The 12,571-nt window shown below is 62.4% G+C and carries 9 protein-coding genes; 4 read left to right on the plus strand and 5 right to left on the minus strand.

Features of this window, described 5'->3' with window-relative positions:
* The first annotated feature begins 137 nt into the window (after positions 1-137).
* Positions 138-791, plus strand: coding sequence for a hypothetical protein (locus ACQ4W6_RS24235; RefSeq protein ID WP_436569723.1), 654 nt, complete (start codon positions 138-140; stop codon positions 789-791).
* A 36-nt stretch (positions 792-827) separates the two neighbouring features.
* Here ACQ4W6_RS24235 and ACQ4W6_RS24240 read toward each other — a convergent pair whose 3' ends face one another.
* From ACQ4W6_RS24240 to cqsA, 3 genes are all read right to left on the minus strand, one after another.
* Positions 828-2,213: a DNA recombination protein RmuC gene (locus ACQ4W6_RS24240; RefSeq protein WP_436569724.1), complete on the minus strand. Its 1,386-nt coding sequence runs from the start codon at positions 2,211-2,213 to the stop codon at positions 828-830.
* A gap of 4 nt (positions 2,214-2,217) precedes the next feature.
* The gene (locus tag ACQ4W6_RS24245; protein WP_436569725.1) at positions 2,218-2,628 is read right to left on the minus strand and encodes a group II truncated hemoglobin; all 411 of its coding nucleotides are present in this window, start codon (positions 2,626-2,628) and stop codon (positions 2,218-2,220) included.
* Between the two features lie 73 nt (positions 2,629-2,701).
* Positions 2,702-3,952 carry an alpha-hydroxyketone-type quorum-sensing autoinducer synthase gene (cqsA, locus tag ACQ4W6_RS24250; protein WP_436569726.1) on the minus strand — a complete coding sequence of 417 codons (1,251 nt, stop codon included), beginning with the start codon at positions 3,950-3,952 and terminating at the stop codon, positions 2,702-2,704.
* 152 nt (positions 3,953-4,104) lie between these two features.
* Here cqsA and ACQ4W6_RS24255 point away from each other — a divergent pair, with 152 nt between their 5' ends.
* Both ACQ4W6_RS24255 and ACQ4W6_RS24260 read left to right on the plus strand, forming a co-directional pair.
* The gene (locus ACQ4W6_RS24255; protein WP_436569727.1) at positions 4,105-5,412 is read left to right on the plus strand and encodes a sensor histidine kinase; all 1,308 of its coding nucleotides are present in this window, start codon (positions 4,105-4,107) and stop codon (positions 5,410-5,412) included.
* Between the two features lie 3 nt (positions 5,413-5,415).
* Positions 5,416-6,423 carry a response regulator gene (locus ACQ4W6_RS24260; RefSeq protein WP_436569728.1) on the plus strand — a complete coding sequence of 336 codons (1,008 nt, stop codon included), beginning with the start codon at positions 5,416-5,418 and terminating at the stop codon, positions 6,421-6,423.
* Here the strand turns inward: ACQ4W6_RS24260 and ACQ4W6_RS24265 are convergent.
* Entirely contained in the window at positions 6,420-8,951 is a 2,532-nt protein-coding gene (locus tag ACQ4W6_RS24265; protein WP_436569729.1) for an ABC transporter permease, read from the minus strand. The genes ACQ4W6_RS24260 and ACQ4W6_RS24265 overlap by 4 nt on opposite strands.
* 35 nt (positions 8,952-8,986) lie before the next feature.
* Positions 8,987-10,018 carry an adenosine deaminase gene (locus tag ACQ4W6_RS24270; RefSeq protein ID WP_436569730.1) on the minus strand — a complete coding sequence of 344 codons (1,032 nt, stop codon included), beginning with the start codon at positions 10,016-10,018 and terminating at the stop codon, positions 8,987-8,989.
* A 595-nt stretch (positions 10,019-10,613) separates the two neighbouring features.
* Between ACQ4W6_RS24270 and ACQ4W6_RS24275 the strand changes: the two genes are divergently transcribed.
* Entirely contained in the window at positions 10,614-12,536 is a 1,923-nt protein-coding gene (locus tag ACQ4W6_RS24275; protein WP_436569731.1) for a PrkA family serine protein kinase, read from the plus strand.
* Positions 12,537-12,571 lie beyond the last annotated feature (35 nt).

The raw sequence follows: 12,571 nt of genomic DNA on the forward strand, positions 1-12,571 counted from the left end.
GTGGTTTGCCAGGAAATGGAGAGGGTCATCAAGCATCGCCACGCAGGTTAACATCTGACATGGGCGTTTACAAGCTCAAAATAAAAATGCCGTCCAGTCTTAACTGAACGGCATTACCGCCCCGGTCCAGCTTTTTCATGACGATGCTGGAGTGGAAATTCCTGGCCGACGCGTACGCGCCTGCGCACGCCGCACTGAAGGCAGAGCGCGATGAGCAAATACGCCGGCTACTCGCAGGCGGGCAGTATGTGGGGCGTGACGACAGCGGCGGGCAGCAAACGGAAATGCCGTTTGGCCGCGCATCGCGCTTCTCCCTCATCGTCGAAATGAACGAGACGCTAGGCGATAGCCGCTCGACCTACGCACTGTTCGCGCGGCTGGACGCCAGCGACGCCGAGCTGGCACGGCAGTACGCCTGGCAAGCACTGCCCTCAGTCATTGAAGCGGGCGATTTCGCCCTCGCGGACCGCTATCGCGGCGCGCCGCTCGCGCAGCTCGACATGGTCAATGCCCTGGCCGCGAGCCTGCCCCTGTTTCCCGTGCCAGGCACGGCGCCGCGCCTGGCGGCAGAGCTGACGAACCTGGTCAAGGACGTGCGCATCGCCATCGCCGTGCTGCGCGGACAGGGGCATGCCGCCGAGGCTGACGCCTTGCGCGGCGCCTTGCTGGCCGGCCTGGCGCAAGACGATCTGCGCGCGCTGGCGCAGCGCGAACTCGATGCGGCGGGCAGCATCACGCAACTGCTGGTCGAGCGGCACATGGCGCAGGAAAGGCCAGCCATCCAGGGCTAGCCAGCGGCGGCCAGACGCAAAAAACGCAAGACCACGCTACTCGCCGTCAGCCTCGGCAGCCAAGCCTGCGTCCGCCGCGCCCAGCAGCAAGGCGGCCGCCTCGCCCGGCAAGGCTTCTACCGACTTCAATTTACGCGCCATCTGCCGGCTGCGCACTTCCGCGCTCTCGATGTTCTTGGCCGCTTTTTCCAGGGTCAGCCTGGTTTGCGACAAAACGTCGCCAAACTTGCCGAATTCCGTCTTGACGGCACCCAGCACCTGCCACACTTCCGATGAACGTTTTTCCAGCGCCAGCGTGCGGAAACCCATCTGCAAGCTGTTGAGCAAGGCCGTCAGGGTGGACGGCCCCGCGATGCTGACGCGGTGCAGGCGCTGCAATTCGTCGGCCAGGCCCGGGCGGCGCATGACTTCTGCATACAGCCCCTCGGTGGGCAGGAACAGGATGGCGAAATCGGTGGTCTGCGGCGGCGCCAGGTATTTTTCGGCGATGGTCTTCGCCTCGCCGCGCACGGCGCGTTCCAGCTCGCGCCCGGCCAAGGCCACGCCCTCGGCATCGGCCCGCTCGGCCGCCTCGACCAGGCGCTCATATTGCTCCTTGGGAAACTTCGCATCGATGGGCATCCATACGGGCGGGCCGCCATCGACCATGCCCGGCAGCTTCAGGGCAAATTCCACGCGCGCGCCGCTGCCAGCCACCGTTTCCACGTTCTTCGCGTACTGGTCGACAGTGAGCACCTGCTCAAGCAGCATTTCCAGCTGCACTTCGCCCCAGGTACCCCGCGTCTTCACATTCGTAAGCACTCGCTTCAGGTCGCCCACGCCCAGCGCCAGCTGCTGCATTTCGCCCAGGCCCTGGTGGACTTTTTCCAGCCGCTCCGACACTTGCTGGAACGACGCACTCAAGCGCGTCTCCAGGGTGGCGTGCAGTTTTTCATCGACCGTCTTGCGCATCTCTTCCAGGCGCGCGCCATTATCGGCCTGCAAGTCGCGGATCTTGCTTTCCAGGGTGGCGCGCACTTCCAGCATGCGCTGCGCATTCGATTCCGTCAGTTTAGCCAGGGTCTGGTTGGTGCTGTCGGCAAAGCGCGCCAGGCTCTGCGCCTGCTCCTCACGCCCGCTCTGGCCCTGCGCCTGCATCTGCGCGCGCAGGCTGTCGAGCTGTTGCAATGTTGCCGCCTGGAATTGCGCCAGGCCGGCGGCCAGGTCGTGCCGCGTCGCTTGCGCCGACGCTTGCAATTGCAGCCGCACTTCGCGCTCGACGCGGTCGATGCGTTCCAGGCTTTGCTGCTGGTGCTGCTGCACCAGCGCCAGGGTGGTGGCGCCGTCGCTGGCGCCCGTGCGCGGACGCAACATATTAAACAACAGCAAGATGATGGCGACCGCGATGGCGCCCAGCAGACTATAAAACTCGAATGGACTCATGGGATCAATCAGGTTTGTTACGCATCCAGTCGGCAGTCTGATAGAACGACTCCATCAGGCGCACGCGCAGGGATTCTTCGATGCCCGTGTCTTCCATGGCCCAGGCCATGGCGCGCAGCCACTGGTCGCGCTCGCTGGTGCCGATGGCATACGGCAAGTGACGGGCGCGCAGGCGCGGGTGGCCGAACTTTTCGATATACAGGTCCGGCCCGCCCATCCAGCCTGTCAGGAAGAAATACAGCTTGTCGCGCGAACCATCGGTGGCCGGCGGATGCATGACGCGGATGCCGGCAAACTCTGCTTCCAGTTCCATCAAATCGTAAAAACGGTCGACCATCTGGCGCAGCACGGGCGCGCCGCCGATGGTCTCATACAAGGTAGTGGCAGGGGCAGTGGTATCAGTCATGGCCGTCATGATAGCGCAGCGCGGCCTTTCCGGCAGGCAGCGCGGCAGGAAGGGCCGTATCCATAACACGGAATAACACGGCCTAGCTGACCAGCGCCAGCTTGCGCAGGCGCCGCGTCGACTGCCACTGCTCCACGCCCACTTCGCTGCGGATGGCGGCGCAGGCCCGCAGCAGCCTGGCGATACCCGCTTCGTCGAGTGCTGCGTTCAGGGTCAGGCGCACGAGGGCGCGGTTCTTCGCCGTCGCCGGGGCGCAGAACATGGCGCCGTAGATGCCATGGCGCTCCAGCGCCTGGCGCAGGGCCAGGGTCGCCGGTTCGCCGCCCGCCTCTAGCGCCACGATCTGCTCCGTGCCGTCGCTGACGTTATAGCCGAGCTCGCGCAAGCCCTCGCGCACCTGCAGCGTGTGCTGGCGCAAGGTGGCGCGGCGCGCGTCGGCGGCCATGATGAAATCGAGCGCCGCGTCCAGCCACGCCAGTTCATGCGCCAGCAGGCAGGAGCTGAAGATGGCGGGGCGCGATTCGGACAAGAAATAGCCCTTGAAGCGGCTGGAACAACTGATGAAGCCGGCGCGTCCGGCAAACGCCTTGGCCAATGATGCCGTGCGGAAATGCACGCGGTGGCCCAGTCCCCATTGCTCCACCAGGCCCGCGCCTTGCGGGCCATGCGTGCCCAGCGAATGCGACTCGTCGACCACCACCACGCAATCGCTGCGCTCGGCAATGTCGAGCAGTTCCAGCAGCGGCGCCAGGCTGCCGTTGGTACTGTACAGGGCATCGACGACGATCACGCCGCGGCCGTGCTTTTCCACTTGCCGCCGCAGGTGCGCCATGTCGTTATGCAAAAAGGCGACGGCCTGGGCCTGCGCCGACAGCACGCCTTCCCACAGCGAGGCGTGGGCCTGCATGTCCAGGTAGACGGGAATGCCGGGGCCGGCAATGCACTGGAGCAATCCCACGTTGGCCGCCATGCCGGACTGCGCCAGGATGCCGTCCTCGCTGCCCATGAAGCGGGCCAGCCGGTTTTCCAGGCGATGCTGGTCGCTGCCTTCCTGCAAATACACGGCCGACATCAGCATGCCGCCCGCGTTCGCCTGCAGGACAGCCACCTGGGCCGCCACCAGGGCAGGCTCGGCGGCGATGGACAGGTAATCATTGCCCGCCAGAAAAACGGCGTGCGCTGGCGTGGGTTGCCAGGCATGGGGATGCTGGCCGCCCAGCAATTTTTCGATGCGCGTGATGTGATGCGCATCCATGCGCCGCGCAATATAGTCGGGCATGCAGTGTTCGGCACGGGCGAAGGATGGGGCGTGAAGGCTGCTTGCGATGCTCATGAGTTTTCTCCTGGGGATAGGTTGGTTACCCGTTAAAGCCTTGACCGTGTTGCCCATCTATCCATTGACGTATATCAAAGACCGTCCAGATAACCATTCAACTGGAAAAAATTACGCGATGATGACGTTCTGAAGAGCATCAAGGCACAGTCATGACGCAGCAATTGCACGCACGATGGACACACTGGCGGCGGCGCCTGCTCCATGCGCTGCTGCATGAGCGCGCGCCGCATGAACACCTGGCCAACCGTGTCGCCTTGCTGGCCGCCGTGGGCACGGTGGCGATGCCGCTGTACTATTTGCTGTGGCAATTTTTCTTCCCGCAAGCCTATGAAAACCTGATCCTGCGCCTGACGGGCGTGGGCATTTGCGTGGCCGGCCTGTTTGCGCGCCGCTTCACGGCGCGCTGGCTGTCGCGCTATCTGCTGTTCGCCCTCAGCTACATTCTGCCCTTTTTCTTTACCTTCATGTTCGTGATGAATCATGCTTCGTCCATCTGGGGCGAATCATTGCTGATCGGCCTGGTGGTGCTGTTTCATTTCGAAACGGGGCTGGCCTGCCGCGCCTACCTGATCGGCACCAGCGCCGCCTGCCTGGCCGTCATCGTGCAGGGGGAAGGCAATTTCCTGCTGCAGCCCGAGGTACTGCAACAACTGCCCGTGCACTGGTTCACCATCGCCGCGCTGTCCGTGGTGAAAGTGGGCAGCAAGGTGCTGGAACAGGAGCGCCTGGCCGGCCTGGCGTCCGGACTCGGCTCCGTGGCGCACGAGCTGCGCACGCCGCTCACCAGCGTGGAGGCCAATGTGCGGGGCCTGCGCCGGCTGCTGCCGCAGCTGCCCAACGAGGCCGGCAAGGCCGACGAGGTGCCGCCCGTGCAGGAAGCGCTGTCGCGCATCCAGTTTGAAGTGCGCCACATGCAGCACATGATCGATCTGTTCCTCATGAGCGCCAGCGCCGTCAACCGCAACCTCGAACCCCGGCAGGCGCTGTCGATGCAAGACATGGTGAACGCCGTGCTCAAGCGCTATCCTTTTACCGGCAGCAAGCAGCGCAGCAGCGTCACGCTGGACGTGCGCGCCGACTTCCAGTTTGCCGGCCAGGATGAATTGTGCGTGGTGATCTTGCTGAACTTGCTGAGAAACGCGCTGAAAGCCACCCAGCGGGCCGGCAAGGGCCGCGTGCGCATCATCATCGACGGCGAGCGCCCCGTGCCCCGCCTGCTGTTCATCGACACGGGCTGCGGCATCGCGCAGAACCGCCTGCCGCTGATCTTTGAACGGTTTTATTCGTATCCCGTGCACAACGGCAGCGGCATCGGCCTGGCCCTGTGCCGGCAGATCGCCGACGCCTGGCAGGCGCGCATCCGCTGCGTCTCGCGCGAGCATGCGTATGCGATTTTCATCCTGGAATTCCCCCTGCCCGTGCCGGCCCGCTTCCAACTCTCTCCCCTCGCAAGGTGATGCATGCAACTGCCCGTCTACACCCATCCGACGCTCACTGTACTGATCGATGACAGCGATTCCTTCCTGAAAAGCATGGCTTTCCAGCTCGACCCTGCGCTGGCGCGCAAGACCTTCCACGATACGAGCACTGCATTGCGCTGGCTGCAGCAAACGAGCCAGCGCGGGGACATGCCCCTGCACGTGAATTACGACCTGCAGAACATGGCGCCCAACGATTGCAACGTGGGCATCGACATCGAACGCATCTGGCGCATCAGCGGCCAGGCGCAGCGCTTTGCCGTGCCGTCCGTGCTGGTGGTCGATTATTCGATGCCGCAGATGAACGGCCTGGAATTTTGCCAGGCCGTGCGCGACTTGCCGTGCAAGAAGATTTTATTTACAGGGGCGGCCGATGAAAAAATGGCCGTGACGGCCTTCAACCGGGGCTTGATCGACCGCTATATCAAGAAGAGCGACGACGATGCGCTCGACATCCTGGAGCAGGAAATCGTCAGCCTGCAGCGCGCGTTTTTCCTGCAGCAATCGGACACCGTGCGCGACTTGTTATTGCTGCACGACTACAGTTTTCTGCAGGACGAAGCGCTGGCCGCCGTCGTGCACGAGCTGTGCCTGCGCCATGGCTTCGTCGAGTTTTACATCTTCCCCAATCCCACCGGCATCCTGTTTTTTACACGCGACGGCCAGGCCAGGCTAATGATCATCGCAACGGAACGCAGCCTGCACACGCAGTACGAAATGGCGCGCGACAACGACGCGCCCCAGTCACTGCTGCAGGCGCTGCTGGAAATGCGCGTGATTCCGTATTTTTCCGACGCCGGCAGCGACGGCATGTACGCCGCGCATATCGGCGAAAACTGGTTCCGCTACTGCGCCGCGCCCACCATCTGCCTGGGCCGCGTGGCGTATTTCTGGGCCCTGTTCGACGTGCCGCCCCACCAGCTGGGGCAGCCAGTCATGTCCTACGCGCAATTTTTACGCGCGCAGGCGGACGACAGCATGAAAGCTTAACCTTCGCGTAAAGTCTGCAGGGGTGGATGCTTGAGCACATTGCGCAGTCCCAGCCAGCCGCCAGCGATCGCGCACAGGGCGCCGGCCAGCAGGCCGAAGGCCCACACGCCGGGCGCAAAGCTCCAGGCAAATTTGAACTGATAGGTGGCCAGCGCCCAGCCCATGGCGGCCGCGCCCGTCGCCGCCAGCAAGCCGGCCAGCGCGCCGACGAGAGAAAACTCGATCAGCTGCGCCTGCGCCAGCTGGCGCCGCGTGGCGCCCAGCGCACGCAGCAGGCCAGCCTCGCGCGTGCGCTCGTCCTGCGAACCCATCAAGGCCGCATACAGCACCAGTAAACCCGAGGCCAGGGTGAAGACGAAGAGGAATTCGACGGCCGTGACCACCTGGTCCAGCACGCCCTGGATCTGTTTGAGCACGCCGCCCACGTCCACCACCGTCAGGTTCGGGTAGTCGCGCAGCAGGGCATTGCCCAGGTCCGCCTGCGCGGCAGGCAGATGAAACGCCGTGATCCACGTCTGCGGCGTGTCAGCCATGGCGGCCGGGTTGATGATGACAAAGAAATTGACGCGCATCGAGCCCCATTCCAGCTTGCGCAAGCTGGTAATGGCCGCCTCCACCGGCTGGCCGGCGATGTCGAAGCGCAATTTATCGCCCAGTTTCAGCTTCAGGGTCTTGGCGATGCCCTCTTCCACCGACGCTTCGGCCGGCGCGCCGGGCGCATTGCTGAACCACTTGCCGGCGACGAGCTTGTTTTCCTCCTGCATGGTGGCCATCGTCGAGAGGTTGAATTCGCGGTCGGCCAGGCCCTTGGCGCGGTCGTCCTGGTAAGTCTCTTCGGTAATAGTGTTGCCATTCACGGCCACCAGGCGCCCGCGTATCATCGGATACAGTGGTGCGTTGGCCACGCCGGCCTGCGCCAGGCGCGCGGCGATCGGCTCCTTTTGCTCGGGCAGGATGTTGATCATGAAACGGTTCGGCGCATCGGGCGGCGTGGCGTTGCGCCAGGCCACCATCAAGTCGCCCCGTACGACCGTCAGCAGCAGCAAGGCCATCAGGCCCAAGGCCAGCGACACCACCTGGATGACGGTGGCGCCCGGACGGCGCTGCAAGGACGTGACGGCGAAGCGCCAGCCCTGGTGGTTGAACGCGCCGCGCAAGGTTTTCAGCGATTTGATGCCCAGCCAGCCGGCCAGGGCGAAGAGGGCGAAGCCGCCCAGGAAACCTGCCGCCGTCAGCAGCGCCAGTTTCACATCGCCCGCCTGCCACAGCAGCAGCACGACGAAGGCGGCGATGCCCAGGCCGTAGGTCGCCAGGGCCAGCGCCTGCGGCGGCTCCTGTTCACGGCGGATCACGCGGTTATGGGGAACATTGCGCAACTGCAAAATCGGCGGCAGGGCAAAGCCCAGCAAGAGCAGCATGCCGGTGGCCACGCCTTGCAGCGCGGGCAGCATCGACACGGGCGGCAAATCGCTTTGCACCAGCTTGCCCAGCAATTCGAGCAGCACCAGGTGGCCGCCGAAACCCACGGCCACGCCCACCACGCTGCCGGCCAGGCCGACGAGCAGGAATTCGATCAGATACATGGCCGTGACCTGGTTTTGCGTCAGGCCCAGGCAGCGCAGCATGGCGCAGGCGTCCAGGTGGCGCAGCATGAAGCGGCGCGCCGCCATCGCCACGGCGACAGCGGCCAGCATGGCCGACAGCAAGCCGACCAGCGACAGGAAGCGGTCGGCGCGGTCCAGTGTCGACTGCATCTGCGGACTGCCCGATTCCAGCGATTCGATGCGCACGCCTTTTATCGATTGCGTCTTGATCTGGTTTTCCAGCCAGGCTTGATATGCCGCAATCTCGCCCGCCCTGGCCGGTGGCGCCGACAGCAGCAAGCGGTACGACACGCGCGAGCCGTTCTGCACCAGCGCCGTGGCGGCCAAGTCACTCAAAGGCAGCATCACGCGCGGGGCGAAGTTCAGGAAAGACGCGCCGCGGTCCGGCTCGGACGCGATCAGTTGCGTGACGGTAAACGCCTTGTCGCCCAATGTGAGGGTATCGCCCAGCTTGGCGTTCAGGCTGGACAGGATGGCCGCATCGACCCACACGGTGCCCGGCGCCGGCACCAGGTTCGTCGGCTGGCCCAAGGCATCCTGCGCTGCGCTGATATTGGTGGTGATTTTCAGCTTGCCGCGCTGCGGGTAGCCGGGCGAGACGGCCTTGATGGAGGCCAGCTGCGACTGCGACTGCTCGCCCTCGCCCGCCTGCGCCATGCTGGGAAAGGTCACCGTGTCGGCCAGGACGAAGCCACGCTTCTGTGCTTCGGCGCGCCACGCGGCATTGACGGGCTGGTCGGCGCTGATGACCAGGTCGGCCCCCAGCAGCTGGTGCGCGTCGCGGTTCAGGCCCGCGCGCAGGCGGTCGACGAAGAAGCCCACGGCCGACAGGGCCGCCACGGCCACGATCAGCGCGACGAGCAGGAAACGCAGTTGCCCGGCGCGCCAGTCGCGGCCGGTCATTTTGAGGGAGAGGCGGAGCATGGGCGGCGGGTCTTTATGAAAGTGGTTTGCGCTGCTTATTGCGCTGCGCCGTGGGCGGCGGCGTGCTGCGCGAAATACGCATCGACGGTGGCGAGGAACGCGTCTTTCCGGGCCTGTGGCAGGAAGGCGGCGATGAAACCGTTGCGCGCCAAACGCTGCGCATGCGCAAGGCCCAGCGGCAGGGAGTCAAAGATGGCGTCGAAGTTATCGTTCATGTAGCCGCCAAAATACGCCGGATCGTCCGAGTTCACCGTCACCAGCAAGCCCGCGTCGAGCAGTTGCACCAGGTTATGCTCGTGCATCTGGTCAAACACGCGCAGCTTGGTGTTCGACAATGGGCAGACGGTGAGGGCGATCTGTTCGCGCGCCAGGCGGGCCGTCAGTTCCGCGTCTTCCAGGCAGCGTACGCCATGGTCGATGCGCTCGACTTGCAAGTCATCCAGTGCCGTGCGGATGTAGGCTGGCGGACCTTCCTCGCCCGCGTGGGCCACCAGGTGCAGGCCCAGCTCGCGGCAACGGGCAAACACGCGCGAGAATTTCTCGGGCGGGTTGCCCACTTCCGAGGAATCGAGGCCGACGCCGATAAATTTGTCGCGGTGCGGCAGCGCATCTTCCAGTGTCTCGATGGCTTCCGCTTCGCTCAGATGGCGCAGGAAACACAGGATCAGGGCCGCGCTGACGGGGCTGTCCTGGCAGGCACGGTAGATGCCATTAATAACATCAGCCATCGCCACGCCGCGCGCCGTGTGCGTTTGCGGATCGAAGAAAATTTCCGTGTGCAAGACATTGTCCGCTTCGGCACGCAGCAGGTAGGCTTGCGTCATGTCATAAAAATCCTGCTCTTTCAGGAGCACGCTTGCGCCAGCGTAATAAATGTCGAGAAAAGACTGTAAATCTGTAAAAGCATAGGCGCTGCGCAAGTGTTCCACCGATTCATAGCCCAGCGGCACGCCATTGCGCTCGGCCAGTGCGAAAATCAGTTCTGGTTCCAGCGAACCTTCAATATGGATATGCAGCTCGGCTTTCGGCATGCCGCGCACGATGGCGCGCAATTGTGGGTTCATCATGGGTATTCCTTATAGGGTGACGATAAAAATGCTGGCCTGCACGCACCAGGCGCGGCGTACACAATGCGCGCGCTGGCCGCTGCCATCAAACATGCAGGCATCTTAGCGCAAGATGGCCGGCCTCACCGGCGCCGGGCCGTCGCGGCGGTGGCTGCCACCCTTGCCGGAGCGGCACCGGCACACGCTGGCAAATTGTCGTATGATGAAGAGAGAGGCAGTAAAACGTGCATTGAAAAGACTAAAAATTTTTAGGATTTATCCAATTAAATCAACAATTTACAAACAAGTATTAAAGATATGCTGAGATTATCTTTTGACTTCCTGATCCTTTAGAGCAATAATTAATTTCATGGGGTAAAGGTAGATGCATCAAGCGCTATCAATGGTAAAAAAAAGCCGGCTGGCTACGTCAGCACACGGCATCAAGCGCCAGTTTTTTGGTCCGGGCAATCCGGACTCGCAAAGACAGCCGGGCTTGAAACAACTATAAAAATCGGTATCGGGTAGTGGAAAGTTGAAGCGGCAAGCCCAGGCGAGTGCCAGGCGGGCGGCAATGGTGACTGGCAGTTTAGTTTTACATTAAAGGACATTTGACATGACCATTTTTGACAACTATGCAGCACGCTACGAGCGCACCCGCGAAGAGGAAATGTCGCTCACCGAATACCTGGCCCTGTGCAAGAAGGACAAGCTGACGTATGCCAGCGCGCCCGAACGCATGCTGGCCGCGATCGGCGAGCCGCAACTGGTCGATACGCGCAACGACACGCGGCTGTCGCGCATCTTCGCCAACAAGGTCCTCAAGCTCTACCCCGCCTTCCGCGAGTTCTATGGCACCGAGGAAGTCATCGAGCAAGTAGTCTCCTACTTCCGCCATGCGGCGCAAGGCCTGGAAGAACGCAAGCAGATCCTGTATTTGCTGGGACCTGTCGGCGGCGGCAAATCGTCCATCGCGGAAAAACTCAAGTCGCTGATGGAACTCGTGCCCTTCTATTGCCTGAAAGGCTCGCCCGTCAACGAATCGCCGCTGGGCCTGTTCAACGAGCAGGAAGACGGCACCATCCTGGAAGAGGATTACGGCATCCCGCGCCGCTACCTGCGCACCATTCCCAGCCCCTGGGCCGTCAAGCGCCTGCATGAATTCAATGGCGACATCAACCAGTTCCGCGTCGTCAAACGCTATCCTTCCGTGCTGAAACAGATCGCCATCTCGAAGACGGAACCGGGCGATGAAAACAACCAGGATATTTCTTCCCTGGTGGGCAAGGTCGATATCCGCAAGCTGGAAGACTACGCGCAGGACGATCCGGACGCCTACAGCTATTCGGGCGGCCTGTGCCTGGCCAACCAGGGCCTGATGGAATTCGTGGAAATGTTCAAGGCGCCCATCAAGGTGCTGCACCCCTTGCTGACGGCCACGCAGGAAGGCAATTACAAGGGCACGGAAGGTTTCGGTGCGATTCCCTTCGACGGCATCATCCTGGCCCACTCGAACGAGTCGGAATGGAAGACGTTCAAGAACAACCGCAACAACGAGGCCTTTCTTGACCGTATCTATATAGTCAAGGTGCCGTACTGCCTGCGCGTTTCCGATGAAATCAAGATCTACGACAAGCTGGTGGCCAATTCCTCGCTGCTCAAGGCGCCCTGCGCGCCCGGCACCCTGCGCATGATGGCGCAGTTTGCCGTCCTGTCGCGCCTGAAAGATCCGGAAAACTCCAGCATCTTCTCGAAAATGCTGGTCTACGATGGCGAAAACCTCAAGGATACGGACCCGAAAGCCAAGTCCATGCACGAATATGTGGATTACGCGGGGGTGGACGAAGGCATGAATGGCCTGTCGACGCGCTTTGCCTTCAAGATCCTGTCTAAAGTGTTCAACTTTGATAATTCCGAAGTGGCGGCCAATCCGGTGCACCTATTATATGTACTGGAGCAGCAGGTCGAGCGCGAACAGTTCGCGCCGGAACTCGAGCAGCGCTACTTCTCTTATATAAAGGAGCACCTGGCGCAGCGCTACGTGGAGTTCATCGGCAAGGAGATCCAGACGGCTTACCTGGAAAGCTATTCGGAATACGGACAGAACATTTTTGACCGCTACGTGACGTTTGCCGACTTCTGGATACAGGACCAGGAATACCGCGATCCGGACACGGGCGAAAGCTTCGACCGCGAATCGCTGAACAATGAACTCGAGAAGATCGAGAAACCGGCGGGTATTTCCAATCCGAAGGACTTCCGCAATGAAATCGTGAACTTCGGTTTGCGCGCGCGGGCCTCCAACGGCGGCAAGAATCCCGCCTGGACCAGTTATGAAAAGTTCCGCACCGTGATCGAGAAGAAGATGTTCTCGAATACGGAAGAATTGCTGCCCGTCATTTCCTTCAATGCCAAGGCCAGCGCCGACGATGCCAACAAGCACGCCGACTTCGTGGCCCGCATGGTGGAAAAAGGCTATACGGCCAAGCAGGTACGCCTGTTATGCGAATGGTACTTGCGCGTACGCAAGTCGTCATAGCACGGACAGGCCCGGCGGACGGCGGGACGCGCAAG

Source organism: Janthinobacterium woesei (assembly GCF_051380875.1).
In the GTDB taxonomy this organism is placed as follows: Bacteria; Pseudomonadota; Gammaproteobacteria; order Burkholderiales; family Burkholderiaceae_D; genus Janthinobacterium.

What these genes read in the sequence shown, in the direction of transcription:
- ACQ4W6_RS24235 (WP_436569723.1), top strand. Translation starts at nt 138, where the DNA reads ATGACGATGCTGGAGTGGAAATTCCTGGCCGACGCGTACGCGCCTGCG.
- ACQ4W6_RS24240 (WP_436569724.1), bottom strand. Translation starts at nt 2,213, where the DNA reads ATGAGTCCATTCGAGTTTTATAGTCTGCTGGGCGCCATCGCGGTCGCC.
- ACQ4W6_RS24245 (WP_436569725.1), bottom strand. Translation starts at nt 2,628, where the DNA reads ATGACGGCCATGACTGATACCACTGCCCCTGCCACTACCTTGTATGAG.
- cqsA (WP_436569726.1), bottom strand. Translation starts at nt 3,952, where the DNA reads ATGAGCATCGCAAGCAGCCTTCACGCCCCATCCTTCGCCCGTGCCGAA.
- ACQ4W6_RS24255 (WP_436569727.1), top strand. Translation starts at nt 4,105, where the DNA reads ATGACGCAGCAATTGCACGCACGATGGACACACTGGCGGCGGCGCCTG.
- ACQ4W6_RS24260 (WP_436569728.1), top strand. Translation starts at nt 5,416, where the DNA reads ATGCAACTGCCCGTCTACACCCATCCGACGCTCACTGTACTGATCGAT.
- ACQ4W6_RS24265 (WP_436569729.1), bottom strand. Translation starts at nt 8,951, where the DNA reads ATGCTCCGCCTCTCCCTCAAAATGACCGGCCGCGACTGGCGCGCCGGG.
- ACQ4W6_RS24270 (WP_436569730.1), bottom strand. Translation starts at nt 10,018, where the DNA reads ATGATGAACCCACAATTGCGCGCCATCGTGCGCGGCATGCCGAAAGCC.
- ACQ4W6_RS24275 (WP_436569731.1), top strand. Translation starts at nt 10,614, where the DNA reads ATGACCATTTTTGACAACTATGCAGCACGCTACGAGCGCACCCGCGAA.